At 55.4% G+C, this 17618-nt stretch carries 16 protein-coding genes and 1 pseudogene; 8 read left to right on the top strand and 9 right to left on the bottom strand.

The window, feature by feature from the left end:
• Complete coding sequence (locus tag IE061_RS06695; protein WP_016916419.1) at positions 1-495, bottom strand: NfeD family protein; 495 nt, start codon at positions 493-495, stop codon at positions 1-3.
• A gap of 190 nt (positions 496-685) precedes the next feature.
• Between IE061_RS06695 and IE061_RS06690 the strand changes: the two genes are divergently transcribed.
• The 7 genes and pseudogenes from IE061_RS06690 to IE061_RS06665 all read left to right on the top strand — a co-directional run bounded on the left by IE061_RS06690 (position 686) and on the right by IE061_RS06665 (position 7846).
• Positions 686-1744 carry a transposase gene (locus IE061_RS06690; RefSeq protein WP_016916420.1) on the top strand — a complete coding sequence of 353 codons (1059 nt, stop codon included), beginning with the start codon at positions 686-688 and terminating at the stop codon, positions 1742-1744.
• A 120-nt stretch (positions 1745-1864) separates the two neighbouring features.
• Complete coding sequence (locus IE061_RS18305; RefSeq protein ID WP_202801290.1) at positions 1865-2209, top strand: TnsA endonuclease N-terminal domain-containing protein; 345 nt, start codon at positions 1865-1867, stop codon at positions 2207-2209.
• A gap of 9 nt (positions 2210-2218) precedes the next feature.
• Complete coding sequence (locus tag IE061_RS18300) at positions 2219-2545, top strand: TnsA endonuclease C-terminal domain-containing protein (RefSeq protein WP_373294951.1); 327 nt, start codon at positions 2219-2221, stop codon at positions 2543-2545.
• Positions 2538-4466, top strand: a complete 1929-nt coding sequence (locus IE061_RS06680; protein WP_016916422.1) for a Mu transposase C-terminal domain-containing protein — start codon at positions 2538-2540, stop codon at positions 4464-4466. Before IE061_RS18300 ends, IE061_RS06680 begins: the two co-directional genes overlap by 8 nt.
• Positions 4463-5334: pseudogene (locus IE061_RS06675) on the top strand (TniB family NTP-binding protein). Before IE061_RS06680 ends, IE061_RS06675 begins: the two are co-directional and overlap by 4 nt.
• Positions 5334-6422, top strand: coding sequence for a TniQ family protein (locus IE061_RS18295; protein WP_081139052.1), 1089 nt, complete (start codon positions 5334-5336; stop codon positions 6420-6422). The pseudogene IE061_RS06675 and the gene IE061_RS18295 overlap by 1 nt, the downstream one beginning before the upstream one ends.
• A gap of 518 nt (positions 6423-6940) precedes the next feature.
• Positions 6941-7846: a hypothetical protein gene (locus tag IE061_RS06665; protein ID WP_016916423.1), complete on the top strand. Its 906-nt coding sequence runs from the start codon at positions 6941-6943 to the stop codon at positions 7844-7846.
• Positions 7847-7972: 126 nt separating this feature from the next.
• Here the strand turns inward: IE061_RS06665 and IE061_RS06660 are convergent, their stop codons facing one another.
• The 4 genes from IE061_RS06660 to IE061_RS06645 are packed head-to-tail and all read right to left on the bottom strand — an operon-like array spanning position 7973 to position 13293.
• Positions 7973-9016: a L,D-transpeptidase family protein gene (locus IE061_RS06660; RefSeq protein WP_016916424.1), complete on the bottom strand. Its 1044-nt coding sequence runs from the start codon at positions 9014-9016 to the stop codon at positions 7973-7975.
• A gap of 53 nt (positions 9017-9069) precedes the next feature.
• Positions 9070-10602 carry an apolipoprotein N-acyltransferase gene (gene lnt, locus IE061_RS06655; protein WP_016916425.1) on the bottom strand — a complete coding sequence of 511 codons (1533 nt, stop codon included), beginning with the start codon at positions 10600-10602 and terminating at the stop codon, positions 9070-9072.
• 4 nt (positions 10603-10606) lie between these two features.
• On the bottom strand, positions 10607-11110 hold the full coding sequence (lspA, locus tag IE061_RS06650; RefSeq protein WP_016916426.1) for a signal peptidase II: 504 nt from the start codon (positions 11108-11110) through the stop codon (positions 10607-10609).
• Positions 11107-13293 (bottom strand): heavy metal translocating P-type ATPase, encoded by a 2187-nt coding sequence (locus tag IE061_RS06645; RefSeq protein ID WP_016916427.1) that lies wholly within the window; start codon positions 13291-13293, stop codon positions 11107-11109. The genes lspA and IE061_RS06645 overlap by 4 nt, the downstream gene beginning before the upstream one ends.
• Positions 13294-13379: 86 nt before the next feature.
• On the opposite strand from IE061_RS06645, the gene IE061_RS06640 reads away from it, so the two are divergent.
• On the top strand, positions 13380-13838 hold the full coding sequence (locus IE061_RS06640) for a MerR family transcriptional regulator (RefSeq protein ID WP_016916428.1): 459 nt from the start codon (positions 13380-13382) through the stop codon (positions 13836-13838).
• Between the two features lie 28 nt (positions 13839-13866).
• Here IE061_RS06640 and IE061_RS06635 read toward each other — a convergent pair whose 3' ends face one another.
• From IE061_RS06635 to IE061_RS06620, 4 genes are all read right to left on the bottom strand, one after another.
• The gene (locus IE061_RS06635; RefSeq protein WP_016916429.1) at positions 13867-14649 is read right to left on the bottom strand and encodes a ZIP family metal transporter; all 783 of its coding nucleotides are present in this window, start codon (positions 14647-14649) and stop codon (positions 13867-13869) included.
• Positions 14650-14761: 112 nt separating this feature from the next.
• Positions 14762-15751: a M23 family metallopeptidase gene (locus tag IE061_RS06630; protein WP_016916430.1), complete on the bottom strand. Its 990-nt coding sequence runs from the start codon at positions 15749-15751 to the stop codon at positions 14762-14764.
• A complete protein-coding gene (locus IE061_RS06625) occupies positions 15751-16428 on the bottom strand; it encodes a DsbA family protein (protein WP_016916431.1) in 678 nt (225 codons plus the stop codon). The genes IE061_RS06630 and IE061_RS06625 overlap by 1 nt, the downstream gene beginning before the upstream one ends.
• A gap of 113 nt (positions 16429-16541) precedes the next feature.
• Complete coding sequence (locus IE061_RS06620; RefSeq protein ID WP_016916432.1) at positions 16542-17456, bottom strand: cation diffusion facilitator family transporter; 915 nt, start codon at positions 17454-17456, stop codon at positions 16542-16544.
• Positions 17457-17618 lie beyond the last annotated feature (162 nt).

Genomic DNA, 17618 nt, shown 5'->3' with positions numbered 1-17618 from the left:
TTAAAGCTCCTTGCGTTGCGAATGGTTGTCCTGGGGAACCGGGTTGCTGGCAGGGGTCAGCATGACCAGGGCGGTGGTGCCCTCGAAACGTTTGAACACCACCGGAGTGCCGGAGGGCAGCTCGGTGGCTCCGCTCTCCAGCACGCGTAGTCGATAGAAGTCGCCATTGACCTTGATGCCGGTGGCATTATCGAAGTCGCGGGTCAGGGTGACATAGTGTTGGTTCTTTTCCACACCGGTACCGGTGGTGCCGTAGGCGACCCCCTTGGGCGAAAAGCGCGGGCGAATCACCATCACGCCCACGGGCACCAGAATACCCGCGAAGATGCCCATGCTGAGCAGTTGCCAGGGCAGTGTCAGCCCCAGCGCGGTGACGGCGGCGGTCAAGGCGGCGGCGATGCCCAGCGCCAGGAGGACCATGGCGCCAGAGGTCAGCTCGCCGAGACTGAGCAGCAGCGCGATGACTAGCCAGGTGTAGGCCGGATTCCAATCCATGAGCACTCCTTATCAAGTGGACTCCCCCAAGGGTAACGTACCTTAGGCCTAGCGTCTCCCCACTTTTCCACAGGTGGTGCTGTAACTGCCTGAATAGCGTTGAAAATTTCAGTGCTATCAACGAGATCGGGGCTTTCCCGCCGGTATCATGTTGTTACCCCTAACACCATGAACCAAAAGGAAAGCCCCGATGCTTCAAGATGCCAAAGACCGCGCCAAATGGAAAGCTCGCCTGATCGACTGGTGTGACGACCTGTCGGATCACCTCGCTCGACCCGTCGTGAAGCTGGCGGCAGAAACGCTCTTTGGCATCCTGGCCAGCGGTAGTTTGCGCCAGGCCGAGATCGCCCGCGCCTTGAAGGAACCCTGTCGGCTACACCACACGCAGAAGCGGTTGTCGCGCATGCTGTCCCGGCACAGCGAGCTTGCCTGGGCCGCGGAGCAACTGCAGCTCCAGCGGATCACGCCCTATATCACCGATGACATGGTGCTGGCCATCGATCCGGGCGACCTGAACCGGGATGGCGCCCCGACCAGTGAATACCGAACCCGCGTTCGCGACGGTGATACCGGCGAGATCGTCGGCGGTTATCCGCTGATCAGCGTGGTGGCACGCGACCTGAAGCGGGGCACCACCTGGCCACTGCTCACGCGGCTGCTATCGCCGGCTCGCGGCGGCTACCGCAGTGAAAACACCGATATCCTGAGCGTGATGGATACCGTGCAGCGCCATGTGGAGGGCCGGCCACTGTGGGTCATCGATCGTGGCGGCGATCGAGGGCGGCTGTGGGATGCCTGGCTGCGCGCCGAGCGTCATGTGCTGGTCCGGGCCGCCAATCAGCGCTTCTGGCAGTGGCGAGATACCGCCAAGACGTCGCAGCAGATTGCCCGAGATCTGCCACTGAAGCACCGCGGCCACTTGCGCCGTGGGCAGCATATCCCGGTGCGGTTCGGCATCACCAAGGTCACACTGCGGGAGCATCCGGAGACGCCGCTGTGGATGATCGTTGTCGATCATGAGAAGTCGGAGCGCCTGGTGCTGGTGACGACGCGCCCGGTGCGTGGTCGCCGCCAAGGCGAGCGGATGATTCAGGCTTACCTGGATCGCTGGGCCTGCGAGGAGGGGTACCGGTTCACCAAGCAGGGGTTCGACCTGGAGGGTGTCCAGGCACGCCGTTTCACGACGCTGCAGAACCTGGTGGCGCTGGCCAGCCTGGCCTGGGCACTGCTTGTCATTTTCAGCAATTAGTGCGACCCTCAGGGCGTAATATCGGGCTATTATGGTAGTCTGTACAGGATTGAGTGCGACAGAATTAATAGCAATTGATGCGACAGGTCTTGTTTTATTCAACATTTGGTGCGACTGCCCATGCCACTGCCTACATCCGTTCGTAAAATCGGCCCTACCCGACGAAGTGTGTCTGGCTACTATGCCTTTCGCGGGGAGGAGTCTATTGCGTTCGAGTCGACGCTCGAACGTGATTTCCTCATCAAGGCTGACTTTGATGTGAGCGTCCTTGGTGTGATATCCCAGCCGTGCGAGATCCCGTTTCATCATCCCGTGACCGGTAGGCGCTACACCTACACACCTGACTATTTGGTTTATTACCGTCTCGGTAACCGTCATTACAGGGATTACCCAAAACCTCTCCTGGTGGAGGTCAAACCACGGGAAAAGTGGCAAGCACATTGGCGTGAATGGTCGCCTAAATAGAAGGCGGCGATACGGCATGCCAACAATGAGGGCTGGGCGTTTCGCATTCATGATGAAAGCCGCATTCGTGATAAGACCTTGGACAACATTACCTTCCTAGCGCGCTACAAGCGGATGGTGTTTCCCTCTGTCGAAAGCCAGGCAGTCCTCAACACGGTGAGGGAAATGGGGGTGGCGACCTTGGATTACCTGCTTTCTCGGCACTTTATGGGCGATATTTACCGGGCAGAGGGGATTGCGCATTTATGGCATCTACTGGCGACTCGGCAGTTAGATTGCGATATGGCCCAATCCTTCAGTCCTCTATCGGAGGTATGGGTACCCGATTATGAATAACCATCGTGGCAGCGCAACTGAACCCAATAACGGCGTCGCCCAAACACGCCAACACTTGCAGATTATGGTGGGTGAGCAGGTTCAGAAAGATGGCACCGTTTACCGAATTTCCCAGGTGCTCGATTTTGAGACAGTCATTGGCATTGCCGTTGAGTCCGGGCGTAGTTGCCCGCTTCGCATCAAAGAACTAGCGCCTCTCAATAGCGGGTCCGTATCCCCTGAGCAGGATATGTCCGAGATTGGGGATGCCGATTGGCGGGAGGCCGAGCATCGCTTTTCCATCATTAAGCCCTTGGTGGATCGCCATACGGTGGGGCGGGATGCAGCGGAGGAGCGTGCGAAACAAACGGGGGTTGATACGGCTACGATCTACCGTTGGTTGAAGCGGTATAAAGCGACGGGCTCGGTGCTCGCATTGATTCCTCAAAAGCCAGGGTGGAAGAAGGGAAAGTCGCGTATTCCCGCGCATGCCGAGGCAGTGATTCAGGAAGTCATCAAAGAGGTGTATTTGACGCTGCAGCGTCCGTCCGCACAAAAAGCGGTACAGGAAGTCATGCGGCGCTGCCATGAACGGCGCATCGACCCGCCGAGCCCTGGTACCGTTCGTGCTCGTCTGCGTGATATCCCAGAGCGTGACCGGTTGCGTGGCCATGGTTTTAGAGACAAAGCCATTAACAAGTTCCAGCCGGCTGCCGGAAAATTTCCCAATGCGGACTATCCGTTAGCCGTTATGCAGATTGACCACACGCCTGCCGATATTATTTTGGTCGATGACGTGTATCGCAAGCCGATTGGTCGCCCATGGATTACGTTGGCCATGGACGTGTTTACTCGCATGGTCACGGGGTATTACTTGTCGTTTGACCCGCCCTCTGAAACATCTGTCGGCATGTGTGTGGCGCACTCCATGCTTCCTAAAGATGAGTGGTTGCTACTGCATAATGTGGAGGCTGAGTGGCCGGTATGGGGCACACCCGCCACGATTCATGTCGATAACGGCCCAGATTTTCGCTCTGAGACGTTTCGGCGCTCATGCCTAGCCTATGGGGTCAACCTTGAGTTTCGGCCTGTTAAGCAGCCTCGTTATGGTGGCCACATTGAGCGGGTACTGGGCTCTCTTCTAAAGGAAATCCATAACCTGCCTGGGACGACCTTCTCCTCCATTAAAGAGAAAGAGGGATACGATCCAGAGAAGCACGCGGCCATGACGAAAAGCGAGTTTGAAGAGTGGCTGGTGACGTTGATTTGCAAGGTTTACCACCAGCGCCTTCATTCTGGGATTGGTATGTCGCCGATGAAAAAGTGGGAAATTGGTGTGTTTGGCAATGCGGATGTGCAGGGAGTGGGATTAGCGCCGAGGCCTGCTGACAGGCTCTCTGTATTGCTCGATTTTTTGCCCAGCTTTCAGCGTACGATCCAGACCTTTGGTGTGACCATCGATGGCATAAACTATTACGATGAAGCGCTAAGACCTTGGATCAATGCCAAAGATCCAGACATGCCAGACAAGAAACGCACCTTTGTTTTCCGGCGCGACCCTCGCGACATTAGTGTCATTTGGTTCAAAGACCCGGAGCTCGGGCACTATTTTCGCGTGCCCTTTGCCAATCTTGCCCTCCCCTCGATGAGTGTTTGGGAGTATGCCCAAGCTAAAGCGCGCCTTCGGCAGGAAGGAAGAAACTCGGTCAATGAGACTGAAATTCTACGCGCTATTAGTGAGCTGCGAACCCATGTGGAGGAGTCGCAAGCACGTACTAAGCGAAGTCGCCGTCAGGCACAACGACGTAAAGAGCATGAGAAGAAGGTGACGCCTGCAGATCCCCTTTTACATGCGCCCTCAACTGCGGCCCCTAAAGAGACACCCGCTCAAGGGGACGGTCTTTTAACGGGTGATATCGATGTGAACTGGGACATAGCATGAGCACACACCTTCATCCTGATCTTCGTCACGTCTTGGGGCTGTCCGCTAAAGAGCGAATGGAGTTTATGGATCAACCGCGCTGGTTGGGCTATCCATTGGCCAATCGTGTCATTGAGGTCATGCGTGGGTTGATGGAGAAGCCCAGTCGTCCTCGTATGCCTAACCTCTTGCTCGTGGGTGACTCCAACAACGGAAAGACAAGTTTCGTAAGCAGTACGGTGAAGGCTACGTGAATGAAGACGTAGAGCCCGTGAAGCCTGTTGTTGTCACTCAGGCTCCCCCGAGTGCCGATGAGAAAAGTCTGTATATCGCAGTGCTAGAGAGTTTCTGGGCTCCCTACCGGCCTACAGATCCTGTTCCCAAGCTGCGCTACCAGGTGATTCATCAACTGCGTGCTTGCCATACGCGCTTACTGATCATCGATGAGTTTCACTCTCTGTTAACCGGTGGTGCTGTTAAGCAGCGCGAAACGATGAATGCCATTAAGCTTTTATGCAATGAGCTAATGATTCCCATCGTTGGTGTGGGGACGCAAGATGCTGTGCGTGTGCTGCATTCAGACCCACAGCATGCGAGTCGCTTTGATGTGGTCGCGTTACCAAAGTGGGAGCTCAATCAGGAGTTTCAGAAGCTGCTCGCTGGCTTTGAGAAGATATTACCTCTCAAACATCCTTCCCAACTGCATGAGCCCCAATTGGCGACCCAGCTCCACGCGATTTCTGGCGGTAATTTGGGTGACCTGCACCGGCTGCTGATTGAGTGTGCAAATGCCGCTATTTTGTCTGGAGCTGAGTGCATCGATGAGAAAATTATTCAGAGTAAATCATGGGTGCGGCCCACCCGTGGCATTAGGGAAGTGATGCTGTAATGACCTGGGCGCTGAGTGTGCCCCTGCTGCCTGAGGAGTCCCTTTCATCATGGCTCGTTCGGGCGGCGTTGCGACAGGGGTGTGATCCTTTGTCGCTCACCGGGGCTATTTGGCCAACATGGCGTATATGGACGAGGGACATTGATAGGGAAATACCCCTCGCAAGAATGCGCCCATTAGTGAATGCCTCGGGGATATCTTCCGCTAAGTTTCAGAAAGCGGGGATGCGGGACGATTGTGAGAAAGTGGTCGGTTACTCGTTACCGGAAACCCGGACTTGGCCCTGGTTGTTGGCACTCGGCAGCCGAAATCGAACCCGCCATGGAGGACAACAGGTATGCACGTTGTGCTTGGCAGAGGACTCAACCCCCTACTTGCGCCGGCACTGGCGATTCGCTTGGCACACTGGGTGCCGCTTTCATGGGGTGCAGCTGGTAGATGAGTGCCCAGCATGCAAGGCCCCTATAGAGCCCCATCGCCTGACAGCGGAAGATCAACATTTAGCTCAATGCAGCCGGTGTCATAACGATTTTAGAAAGGCGGTATGCACGTCGCCTTTACCTGAAGCGTTCAGTGTTCAAGTGATGGCTGATCGTGTGTTAGAACAGGATAAGGTGACGTTTAGGCAGGCCTCTATCGCACCCGCCGATTGGTTTTCTATGGTGGCCTTTTTTATTGGCGTTATACGGCGTGCAAGTCGGCGGCCTGTGTCACCCCTGGCCGATGCGCTTCTTTCATTGGGCATTTCGGTTACGGATTGCCGAATGCCTGTGTCTGGCCTGGCGTTTGAGCTGCTGGCTGTCAGCGAGCGTAGTGCCTTATTGGTAGCGTTGGAACGCTTGCTCAGTATGGGCCTTGAAGAAACGTTCAGCGTTCTGGTCGCGTGCAATGTCAAAACGAGCGCGCTTCATGATCCCCGAAGGTCGCCCCCCGTTGTGTTGTTGCCGCTGCTATCACGGTTATCTCACCACCCTCATGGGCCGCATCGCCGCCGTGTTCCCCCGGCTTGTCGCCCCATGTCGGAACGCGCTGTTAGAGCCTCATGGGCGCGTTTAAAACGCAGAATGAAAGCGGAGCCAACCTCTTGAATCAACACCAAACGGTCGACTGCGATGAGTGTGGCCGAGAAGTCTCCAAATTGTGGCGACGCCATAAAGGGCACGGCTACTGTTCAACTTGCTATGCTCGTGTGTTTAAGCGGCGGATGTGCCCACGATGTGGTGAGTTAGCCCGTCTGCCTAAGAATGACCCAGACGCCGTCTGTCGTCAGTGCAACGTTGACAAACCGTGTGCACGATGTGGAAAAGCCAGTTCAGACTACAACATCGGCAAGGTCACTCCCTACGGCCCTGTCTGTATCGCCTGCGCTCCCTATTTCAAAGAACCAGAGCCCTGCGAGGCGTGTGGGAAAGCATCTCAACGTCTTACCCGAGTGGCGCGTATGGGGCATGATCATCGCTTATGTCCACGCTGTTCGACAGCAGACCACGGTACCTGTTCTGCATGTCGTCGACATCGTTTATTGGTGGTGGCACCCAACGGGGATGCGTTGTGCAAAGCCTGTAATGAGCAAGGGGAAATTGCCTGCCCATCGTGTGGTAATCCCATGCCAGCGGGTCGAGGTGATGCCTGTGAGCCCTGCTATTGGACGCGAACATGCCGTAAACGCATCACCATTGGCCAAGCCGGTATCACTACCAAAGCGTTAAGTGAGGCCTTTGGGGAATTTGGTGAATGGCTGATTCGTATCACTGGGCCGCATAAGGCTGCCCTCAAGATCAATCATTTCTTCTCGTTCTTCCTTGAGCTCGACCAGGCATGGTCACGGATACCGAGCTATTCGGAGCTACTTCATCACTTCGGGGCGGAGGGCTTGCGGCGTGTGAGGCTTCCCATGCGATGGTTGCATGAAGAGCAAGGGGTAGAGCCGGATCACCAAGCAAAGCGGATCGACTCAGAGAAAAGACGTATTCAAGCGTGTCTCAGTTCTATGCCGTTCGCTTCGCTATCAGACCAAGTGCTGCAAGCCTATTGGCTGCAATTGGAAACCCGTATAGAGGCGGGCAAAACGTCCCACACCTCCGCACGACTTGCACTAAGAGCGGCAGCCGCATTGCTACTCGCTACTGACCGGGAGGGGCAGCGACTGCCTCAACAGGGCGATGTGGACAACTATTTGCATGCGGTGCCCGGACAAGCAGCCTCGGTCACGGGGTTTACTAATTTCTTAAATCGCCAACATGCCACCACGTTGGCTCCTCGGGTGGATGTAAAACGGGCAAGAAAGCGGCGAAAAGAAACACTAGCCCGCACCCTGATGACGATGGCCCGGTGTGCTGATCAAGGAGAGGCCTGGAGGGAGGCATGGATCGTTGCTGCCATGGAGTATTTCCATGACACAAAATTAACGCAGAAAATGCTTCGACAACAGACCGTAGAGCGGACGACAGACGGGATACAGGTGGTAGTGGGTGGCGTTACCTACTGGCTGCCTCTGGATATTGAGTGCTAAGACACTGATAGCGCGCAGTCACTTGGAGGGCCCCGCGACTCTGTAGGCGAATGTCGCCCCGCCGTTTGGACGGGGCTATGGCTCTCTACCTATATGCCAGGGCTCAACGGGGTGCCAAAAGGCGTGTCATGACCGTTGAGATGACGTCAAAACCAGGTCTTCATAAATGCCCTTGATAGCCTTCTCTTCTGGGCTGTGGCGCTGTGGCTCCTGTTCCTGCTTTGGATGTAGTGGGGTTATAAGCCCGTTAGAGAGTGACAGGACATCGCTGAGCTGCTCGTAATCGAGGTTTACGTTATCGACATTGTATTGGTTAAGGCGTGTCATGGTCTCTGTGAGTGCGGTCATACTGTGCTCTTCTTCTCCAAGCGGCGGAAAGGCTTGAATCAGCGGCTGACCGCCTTCCCAACCTATCTTGATCGGCTGATTGATGATGTTGACTTGGGTGCCGGGTGGAATGCGGTCAAATATAGATTCGATGTCTTTGGGTAACATGCGGATACAACCTCGGCTTGCGCGCATGCCAATGCCATCGGGCTGGTTGGTGCCGTGAATCAAATAGCCATCGAAGCCTAGGATGATGGCATGGTCTCCTAGCGGGTTATCGGGGCCGGGCGGTACAACGCTTGGTGCGGTTTCGCCGCGTGCTTCCGCTTCACGTTTTACCGACTCAGGCGGGTACCATGCGGGGTTTTTAATGTTCATGGTGGTCTCGGTCACACCAAGGGGTGTATCAAACCCTTCGCGACCGATGCCGATAGGATAGGTCTCAACGCGCGGTGTCTCACCGGTTTTGACATCTGGGTAGTAGTAAAGCCGCAGCTCGGCGATATTGATGACGACCCCAGTACGCTCGACATTCGGCAGGATGAAGCGTCCTGGAATGGTTACTTCAGTACCCACTCCGGGCACCCAAATACTGACCTCTGGGTTAGCACGTACAATCTCCTGGTAGCCAAGGTTGTGACGTCTGGCAATATCAATCAGAGTATCCTCGTAATTCTTCACGATGAAGGTGTCAGCCTCTCCGATAATATTGCCTTCCTCAGGTAGCGGGTAATGCCCCTTGGGCCATTCCGTCTCCTGGGCAGTGGAAGGTTGTGCCGCCATGGCGACAGGGAGCCATGCCAGAAACGAAACCATCACACTCACGATGAAGCCGATCTGCATTGGCCATGGGAGGAATCTCTTAAGTATTGCTGCGTTCTTTGCCAAGAGCATCGCTAGGTTCCTTTTTCATCTAATGCGTCGTTTTTTGATCGAGATAAGTTCAGTTGTAACCCGAGCAGTGTCAGCACCGCAGCGAGTATCCAAGCGGGGCCACTACCGGTGCGTGTGAAAGGAGTTAGGCCCTGCATCGGGGTCACCTCGCCCGTTAAACTGGCCTGTTCAAACTGTGGGGCACGGGCTGTGACGTGACCTTGTGAATCGATGATGGCCGTCACGCCATTACTGGTAGCTCGAAGTAGGTGACGACCATTTTCTAAGGCACGTAGACGCGCCATTTGAAGATGTTGGTGTGGGCCAATGGAGCGCCCAAACCACGTATCGTTGGAAACCGTTAATAGCAGCTCGGCATTACGCGCCTGTTGGGCGACATGGTCGGCAAAAATGATTTCGTAACAAATGGCATTGCCAATGGTGGCTCCAGCCACGTGTAACGGAGCCTGTTCGCCTGACCCTGGGGTCAGGCGAGGTACTGGCAAGTCGAAAAAAGCAAGGGTGCCAGCGAGGAGACTTTGGAATGGCAAATACTCGCCAAAGGGCACCAAGTGCGCCTTCTGGTATTCGCCCTGCACATCATTTAGCCCTATGACGCTGTTATAAGAGCGCCCTTCACTGTCGCGTTGCAAAATGCCGGTCAACAAGGCGGTGTCAGGCCCCAGGTCGGACGCTACTTGCTCAAGTATTTGCTGTGCTTCCTGCTCAAGCATGGGAAGGGCTGCCTCAGGCCAAACGATGAGATCGATATCCCTTGCTTGCTCCCGTGTCATCGTCGTGTAGATACTGATCGCTTCGCGCTGCCCTTGGGCAGTCCACTTAATGCGCTGGTCAAGATTCCCTTGCAGCAATGCCACCCGGATGGGCTTGCCAGCCGGGGTTGTCCATTGGGCGGGCAATAGGAATGGAACGATCCACAAGGCGGCCATTGGGACAAGGAAACTCCAGCGGCGACGCAGTACCTCTACCCCTAACGTACCTGTCAGCGCGGTCATGAGTGACAGCAAGTACACACCACCAACGGGCGCCCATGGGGCTAGTGGAGAATCAATCTGAGAGGTGCCCAGCAATAACCAGGGAAAGCCGGTGAGCATCCAAGTGCGTAGCCATTCGCTCACCACCCACATACCGGCAAAGCTAAGAAAGGCGAACCGTGGCCCCGTGATGCGTCGATAGAGCCCAAAGGGGACTGCAAAGAAGAGCGCCAGGACGCTGACAAAAAGAGTGGTGAGGAGCATCGCCACCAAGGCCCCGGTGCCACTGAAATCGTGAATAGCAACGAAGACCCACGACGTGCCTGAACCGAACAGGCCTACCCCATAGCACCACCCACGCAGGGTGGCCATGGCGGGCGTTAGCGACGCTATTCTCCAATAGACCAGTGCCACGCTCACTGGGCCAAGCCACCATAGGGAAAAGGGGGCGGCACTCAAGGTGGTCAGCACCCCAGCGGCGAGCGCTACAACGCAATCGACTATTGGTGAGGAGCGCCCAGCAAAAAGCGTATATTCTTTATCTTTATCGACCACATCCATAGCGTTACTCAGAGCGCTTAAAAGCAGGACTTTCACGCCATAACGCCACCGCGAACATCAATACACCGGCAAATAGCGCGATATCGGCCATGTTAAAGGCGGGCCAATGCCATTCGCCCCAGTAAATGTCCAGATAGTCGACGACGTACCCTCGCGCTAAGCGATCAACAGTATTACCGAGCGCGCCGCCAAGAATCAGGCTGTACGCACAGGCCTCCAAGCGCGACAGGGGTTTGCATAGCTGCACAACCAATACGACGACCACCACCAACGCTAAACCAAGAAAGAGGTAGCGCTGCCAACCCCCTGCTTCTGCGAGAAAGCTGAAAGCGGCTCCTGTGTTCCCGGTATAAACCCAGTTAAAAAACGGCGTTAGCGGAATGACTTGGCCAAACGACATCTGGGCATGCACAATTTCCTTGACCAGTTGATCGGCTAGAGCCATCACGCAAGCTAATGTGAACCATGGCCAGCGACGTGAAGGGCTATCGTTTGGCGCTGTTCTCATGACGTTGTTTTTCCTTGTGACAGGCCTGTCATTGCGGTACTGGGCGAAAAGCGGTAACCCAGCAGTCGCATGGCGTTCAACGTCACCAGGACGGTAGCACCGGTATCGGCCATCACCGCAATCCACATGCCGGTAATACCCAGCGCCGTTGTAACTAGGAAAATGGCTTTTAAGCCAAGGGCGAGAACAACGTTGGTTTTCACATTGCGCAGCGTGGCACGAGAGAGGTCTATCAGCTCAGCGATGCCGGTAACGCGGTTCTTGAGCAAGGCTGCATCGGCGGTTTCCAACGCCACATCCGTGCCACCCCCCATCGCGATACCCACATCTGCTGCCGCGAGTGCCGGTGCATCGTTGATGCCATCACCTACTTTACCGATGGGGCCACGGCCTGCCGCTTGCCAGTCTCGAACATACGCTGCCTTGTCTTCAGGCATTAGTTCGCCGTACGCTTCAATGCCTAAGCGACCCCCCGTGGCAGCGACGGTGCGGGCATTATCACCGCTGAGCATGACCGCCTGTACGCCTAAACGGGATAGCGCCGCTAGGCCTTCAATGGCATCTTCGCGTGGCTCATCGCGAACCGCGATCAAGCCCAGTAAACGCTCGCCTTCGACGAGGAGAGCGAGGCTCTTACCGGCTTCTTCTAACGCGACAATTCGAGCACTGAGACTTTCCTCAAGGATGACTTTCTCGTGAAGGTGACGAGGCGTCATTAAGCTCAGCTCGCGACCCTCCACCTGGCCGGAAACACCGCGCCCCGCCAGAGCGCGGCTGCCAGTGACGGTGGGGAGGTTGATGCCCGACTGTCTGGCATGCTCAACGATAGCCGTGGCGATAGGGTGACTGGAATCCCGCTCTATTGCGGCGGCGAGCCGCAATACGCTGTTATCGTCTTCCTCAGCAATCCAAGACTCCACATCTGTGACTCTTGGGGTACCCGCAGTGAGGGTGCCCGTTTTATCTAATGCCACCAAGCGAAGCTTACCTAACTGTTCAAGAACGGCTCCCCCTTTGATCAGTAGTCCGCGCCGAGCGCCCGCCGAGAGACCTGCGGCGATGGCGGCTGGGGTAGAAATGACCAACGCGCAGGGGCATGCGATTAACAGCAATGCTAACGCACGGTAAATCGACTCCGACCATGCCATGGTCGATACCAGCGGTGGCACTATCGCCATCAGTAGGGCGAGTAAGACGACGGCGGGCATATAGTAATACGCAAAACGATCAATAAAGCGTGCTATCGGTGCCTTGGCGGCCTGTGCTTCTTCAACCAGACGAATAACGCGAGCGATCGTATTGTCATCAGCGCCTCGTGTTACCTCCACCTCCAGGGCGGCATCAAGATTCACTGTGCCAGCAAAAATGTCATCACCAGGCGCTCGCGAACGGGGTATGGACTCGCCGTTTACCGGCGACTCGTCAATGTCGGAGGTGCCCACCAGGATGCGTCCATCGCAGGGTACGCGATCACCGGGCCGCACCAGCACACGCTGCCCGGGTTTAAGTGACTCCGCCGAGACGTCACGCAGCTGGCCATTGTCCATCAGCCTCGCCGTTGAGGGTGTTAAATTTGCCAAGGCTGAGATACTGCGGCGCGCTCGTGAAGCAGCTACCCCTTCGAGTAGCTCACCTACGGCGAACAAGAACACGACCATCGCAGCTTCAGCGGCAGCATTGATGGCCAATGCGCCAAGCGCAGCGATGCACATCAGCATCTCGATGGTAAAGGGATTGCGCATTTTGAGGGCGCCCCAGGCACTCTGCGCAATGGGTATTAAGCCGACTAGCGTGGCCAAAATGAAAGGCATATTACCCAGCGCAGGCCATGCTAAACGAAGCGCGAAGGCCACTATCAGCAGATTTCCTGTGATAATGACCAAGCGCCCTTTAGCGGTTTGCCACCAAGAGGATGAAGCACCAGATGCGCGTGTTTGGCCATCATGGGAAGCCACTTGATAGCCTAGTTCGTTCAGGATGCCCTCAATGGTCTTTCGCGAGGGGGCCCCGTGATCGTGGTGGTGAATCTTCACTGATCCCGTGACCGAGCTTGCCGTGACTTCCTCAATGCCTTCCAGTCGCTCTAGCGCCGATACAACCTTGCGCTCACAACCGCCGCAGTCCATGCCTTCAACACGCAGCGTCAAGGTGGTAGGCGCTGTTGTCGGCGTTGATGTTTTCATGGTGCCTCTCCTGCCAATGGGCTATGGTTTTTAAGTGTAAACCTTGTAGCAACTACAGCTTCAAGCCCTGCCTAAGGAGTTTTACCATGTCGATGATCGGCCTAAGTATCAGCATTGGTGAGTTAGCACGACGAGCCGATTGCAAACCTGAAACGGTTCGCTATTACGAGCGTATTGGGCTGTTGCGCGATGCGACACGAACCGGTGGGGGGCAGCGCCGCTATGGAGACGACGCTGTGCGGCGCTTGACCTTTATTCGTCATGCCCGTGACTTTGGCTTTTCGGTGGAGTCAGTGCGAGAGCTTTTGGCCATGTCAGATCAACCTGATATGCCTTGCCAAGAAGTCGATGCCATCGCCACGCATCACCTAAAGAAAGTGGAGTCCCGCCTTCAACGACTGTCCATACTGCGTGAGGAGCTTCAACGGATGGTCACGCAGTGTGCCGGTGGTAAAGTGGAAAGCTGCCGAATCATTGAGGTCATCAGTGATCATCAACTCTGTATCACTGAAAAATCGCACGGAGGGGCTCTCGACTTGGGTTAGCACTAACGCTACGCCCCACGCCCAATGGTCAGCCCAGCGAAACATCCAAAAACAGCATGAGTACCAATCCGATGGAGAGGCCCAGCGTGGCCTTTTTTTGGTGCCCGCTTCGATGAGTTTCGGGAATAATCTCATGACTGATCACATACAACATCGCCCCCGCTGCAAAGGCCAACCCCCAGGGCAGTAGCGCTTGTGACATGCTGATGACTCCAGCGCCTAATAAGCCACCCAACGGCTCAACAAGCCCCGTAAGGGCGGCAATCGTCCATGACCGCCAACGTGAATAGCCCACGCCTAGCAGTGATACTGCTACGGCCAGTCCTTCTGGGGCATTCTGAAGTCCAATGCCAATCGCTAGTGGAATGCCTCCTTCGCTTCCCCCTGCGCCGAAGGCCACGCCAACGGCTAGCCCTTCTGGCAGGTTGTGTATCGTAATGGCAATAATAAACAACCAGATACGACGTAGTGAGGCAGCCTCTGGCCCTTCTCGCCCCTGTTCGAAGTGCTCATGAGGTAAGAGTTCGTTCAGTAGTGCGACCATTCCAATCCCTAGCAAGATGGCCGCACAGGCAATGGCAGCAGGTACCACGCTACCTCCGTAACGCAGCTCCGAGGCTTCTAAGGAGGGTATGATCAGTGAGAAGAAAGAGGCCGCTAGCATGACGCCAGCGGCGAACCCCAACGCTAAATCGCGAACACCACGATTCGGTCTTTTGGTAAACAAGATAGGAAGCGCCCCGACAGCCGTCATCAAGCCCGCGGCAAGGCTTCCCAATACCCCCATGGTGACGAGAGAAACCTCTTCCATACCGATTACCTGTCTTGTGGTAGATGAGTGATCACAGCGCTAGGGTTCCATAACGAGGCAAGCACACGTTCACGTTACTAACAATCCATGCAACGTTGCTAAGCACGGGTGGTTACGGCTCGTTAAACGAGATCAAGTCATAAATGGACGCCGTGCCGATAGCTTGTTCCAAGCGATCTCTTGCCTCGTAAAGTGACGCTTGATATTCACCTTGAGTCGGCTGCTCACCCAACATGATGCGTTGACCTTGACCAAGGGGATCAACAGGCTGGTTATTGACTCTCACTTCGTAATGCAGGTTGGGGCCCGTGGCGACCCCGGAGGAACCTACCTCTCCGAGCGACTCTCCCGCATTGACTAAATCCCCAACCACTAGCTGTGGGGAGAATCGGCTAAGGTGTGTGTAGCGACTAATGGCCCCTGTGTCGTGCTCCACCTCGATCACCTGCCCATATCCCCCTTGGCGACCCATAAAGAATACGCGCCCAGGTGCGGTGGCAATGACCGGCGTTCCTGTCGGCGCAGCCAAGTCAATTCCATTATGAGGACGCATCCCTCCATACACAGGATGTCGCCGATTCCCAAAGCGAGACGTTAAGCGGGCACTAAGCACGGGCAACCGCAACGTGCCTAGCAGGGTGTCGCTTTTGAAAAGAGCTACGTCCCCCTTTTGGGTGACCGGCCATATGACCTCCAAGGGCTCTGCCTGATCAGGCAGAGCGGCATAACTGAGGCGTGGTGGCCCAACACGGGCGCCGTCCTGGCGTCGATCTTCCTCCCACACTAATTGAATACGTTCACTGCCAGAAAACTCCAGCGGCGCTGCGATAAACTCGCTGAGCAGTGTTTCCAGTTTAGTGGCGAAACGCGTTGGGACACCTTCTGCTGCCAAGGCCTCGTAGAGGGTGGTATCAATGACGACATCACGCCCAAAGGTTAGGGTATCAACGCTATCGAGCGGTAATGTGCCTTCTTGCTCGCTAGCCGCCTGTAACTTGACAGGGCTAAGTTCAGACGGAGGCAATGACAGATGCGTTTGCCAATTGGCTTCGGCTAGCAAGGGGTAAAAGCCCACAAAGCCTAGTAACCACCAGCGCTGCATCACTGGCCATCCTCTTCCCCAGAGATCTCCGCTACTTCACTCTCAACGGCATCAATCAGCTCTTGCATACCAAAGGGGTCTAAAGGCTCGCCATTGACAAAAAAGGTAGGTGTTTGGCGAATCTGATTGGCTCTGACATCCGCCATGTCTTGGTCAATCACCGCCTGCACCTCAGCAGAAGTCAGTTGCTCTTCGGCAGCCGCTAAATCAAGGCCTCCTTGGCTCGCGATATCGAGGATAGCGGATTCATCAAAACTGCCATGTGAAGCCCATTGATCCTGGCGAGCCAGCAGCCTCTCCAGTACCGGTTCAAAGACGCCCTGACGACGAGCAACTTCTAATACCCGAATGGCCTTGTCCGATACGTCGCCGTGGAAAGGAGTGTAGCGCACGATGAGCCGCACTTTTTCTGGGTAGGTTTCCAGAATACTTTTTGTCAGGGGATAGAAAGCACGGCAGGCTTCGCAAGCCGGATCGAAGAATTCCACAATCGTCACCGGCGCGTCTTCTCGTCCCAAGATGGGGGAGTGTGAGCGCACCAAGGAGTCCTCTGCCTGGACACTGCTCTCCTTTGCTGCCTGAGCTTGCATATCTAAGAGGGCAGGTTTCGATACGGCGACGATCGCAGCGGTCAGCATTAACGTACCGGCCAATATAAAAGACGCTTTTTTGAACATGTTTCTCTCTCTTTCTCAACGATGGGGTGGAAAAGTAGGGTTGAAAAATAAGCCAATCGCTATGGGAGTAAGCCGCTCGCTACCTACCTGAGCCGGGAGTCGGCCTCGGTCTATCACTCGTGCCCATATAGATTGGCATTTTGATGCGCGTGGTCACTATGCTCAAACTCTAGGCTGGAATGAGCAATACTGAAGCGCATTTTAAGCTGCTCCTTGATCTCTGCTTTGACGGATTCAAGCTGCTGCCAGCCGGTTTCTGTCAGAACCACGTGGCAGTCAAGGGCTGCCATGTTTTCCTGCATCTGCCATAGATGCACATGGTGAATATCCTGGACTCCCTCGATATCTCGTACGGTCTCAACGACTGCCTGCCCGTCAATGTCCGGGGGAGATCCCAGCATTAGCGTACGGATAGGGCCGCCAATTTCAGAGAAGGCTAGGTAAAGAATATATAGCGCAATCCCTATCGTGATCGCGGGGTCCACCCAGCGCATGTCGTACAGTAAAATAAGCGAACCACCGATAATCACGGCGATGGAGGCAAACGCATCCGATAAGTTATGCAGAAAAAGGGCGCGGATATTGACACTCTCTTTTTGCATTGACCACGTGAGCATGGCGGTAAGGGCATCGACGACGAGCGCGACGCCACCAATAATCACGATCGTCCATCCCTCTATCTCAGGGGGATCGACCATCCGCATAGCGCCTTCGTAAATCAGGTAGACACCGACAATAATGAGGGTGGTGTAATTGATGAGTGCTGCCACTATCTCGATGCGGCCATAGCCAAAGGTCATATGCGCATCGGCAGGCCGTCTGGCGATTTTACGAGCAGCAAAGGCAATGACTAATGCTGCCATGTCAGAAAAGTTATGTAACGCATCAGCGATCAGCGATAGGCTCCCCGCCATAATGCCACCGACGATTTGAGCGATGGTTAAGAGCCCATTGGCCCAAATGGAGATGCTGACGCGCCGGTCGCCAGAGGCAGGATCAATGTGGGGATGATCATGATGATGTCCCATCTGTTACCTTCTCTCGAATTATCTGTTCTTGGTACTATAAAACCTCTAGCCTAAAGCTTCAACCCTTGAGCATTATCTATTTGCATCGCTGGATTGGGAAGCACGTCCCTAGCTACCAAGGAGCCTTTGTGTGCTGGGCCGAAGGTGATCATGTTTTAGGTG

It is taken from the genome of Vreelandella hamiltonii (assembly GCF_014651795.1).
GTDB lineage: Bacteria > Pseudomonadota > Gammaproteobacteria > Pseudomonadales > Halomonadaceae > Vreelandella > Vreelandella hamiltonii.
Note: the sequence above shows the minus strand (reverse complement) of the source record. Positions and strands in the feature narration are given on the sequence as shown.

What these genes read in the sequence shown, in the direction of transcription:
- IE061_RS06625 (WP_016916431.1), bottom strand. Translation starts at nt 16,428, where the DNA reads ATGTTCAAAAAAGCGTCTTTTATATTGGCCGGTACGTTAATGCTGACC.
- IE061_RS18305 (WP_202801290.1), top strand. Translation starts at nt 1,865, where the DNA reads ATGCCACTGCCTACATCCGTTCGTAAAATCGGCCCTACCCGACGAAGT.
- IE061_RS06620 (WP_016916432.1), bottom strand. Translation starts at nt 17,456, where the DNA reads ATGGGACATCATCATGATCATCCCCACATTGATCCTGCCTCTGGCGAC.
- lnt (WP_016916425.1), bottom strand. Translation starts at nt 10,602, where the DNA reads ATGGATGTGGTCGATAAAGATAAAGAATATACGCTTTTTGCTGGGCGC.
- IE061_RS06645 (WP_016916427.1), bottom strand. Translation starts at nt 13,293, where the DNA reads ATGAAAACATCAACGCCGACAACAGCGCCTACCACCTTGACGCTGCGT.
- IE061_RS06665 (WP_016916423.1), top strand. Translation starts at nt 6,941, where the DNA reads ATGCCAGCGGGTCGAGGTGATGCCTGTGAGCCCTGCTATTGGACGCGA.
- IE061_RS06635 (WP_016916429.1), bottom strand. Translation starts at nt 14,649, where the DNA reads ATGGAAGAGGTTTCTCTCGTCACCATGGGGGTATTGGGAAGCCTTGCC.
- IE061_RS06630 (WP_016916430.1), bottom strand. Translation starts at nt 15,751, where the DNA reads ATGCAGCGCTGGTGGTTACTAGGCTTTGTGGGCTTTTACCCCTTGCTA.
- IE061_RS06680 (WP_016916422.1), top strand. Translation starts at nt 2,538, where the DNA reads ATGAATAACCATCGTGGCAGCGCAACTGAACCCAATAACGGCGTCGCC.
- IE061_RS06695 (WP_016916419.1), bottom strand. Translation starts at nt 495, where the DNA reads ATGGATTGGAATCCGGCCTACACCTGGCTAGTCATCGCGCTGCTGCTC.
- lspA (WP_016916426.1), bottom strand. Translation starts at nt 11,110, where the DNA reads ATGAGAACAGCGCCAAACGATAGCCCTTCACGTCGCTGGCCATGGTTC.
- IE061_RS06640 (WP_016916428.1), top strand. Translation starts at nt 13,380, where the DNA reads ATGTCGATGATCGGCCTAAGTATCAGCATTGGTGAGTTAGCACGACGA.
- IE061_RS18295 (WP_081139052.1), top strand. Translation starts at nt 5,334, where the DNA reads ATGACCTGGGCGCTGAGTGTGCCCCTGCTGCCTGAGGAGTCCCTTTCA.
- IE061_RS06660 (WP_016916424.1), bottom strand. Translation starts at nt 9,016, where the DNA reads ATGCAGATCGGCTTCATCGTGAGTGTGATGGTTTCGTTTCTGGCATGG.
- IE061_RS06690 (WP_016916420.1), top strand. Translation starts at nt 686, where the DNA reads ATGCTTCAAGATGCCAAAGACCGCGCCAAATGGAAAGCTCGCCTGATC.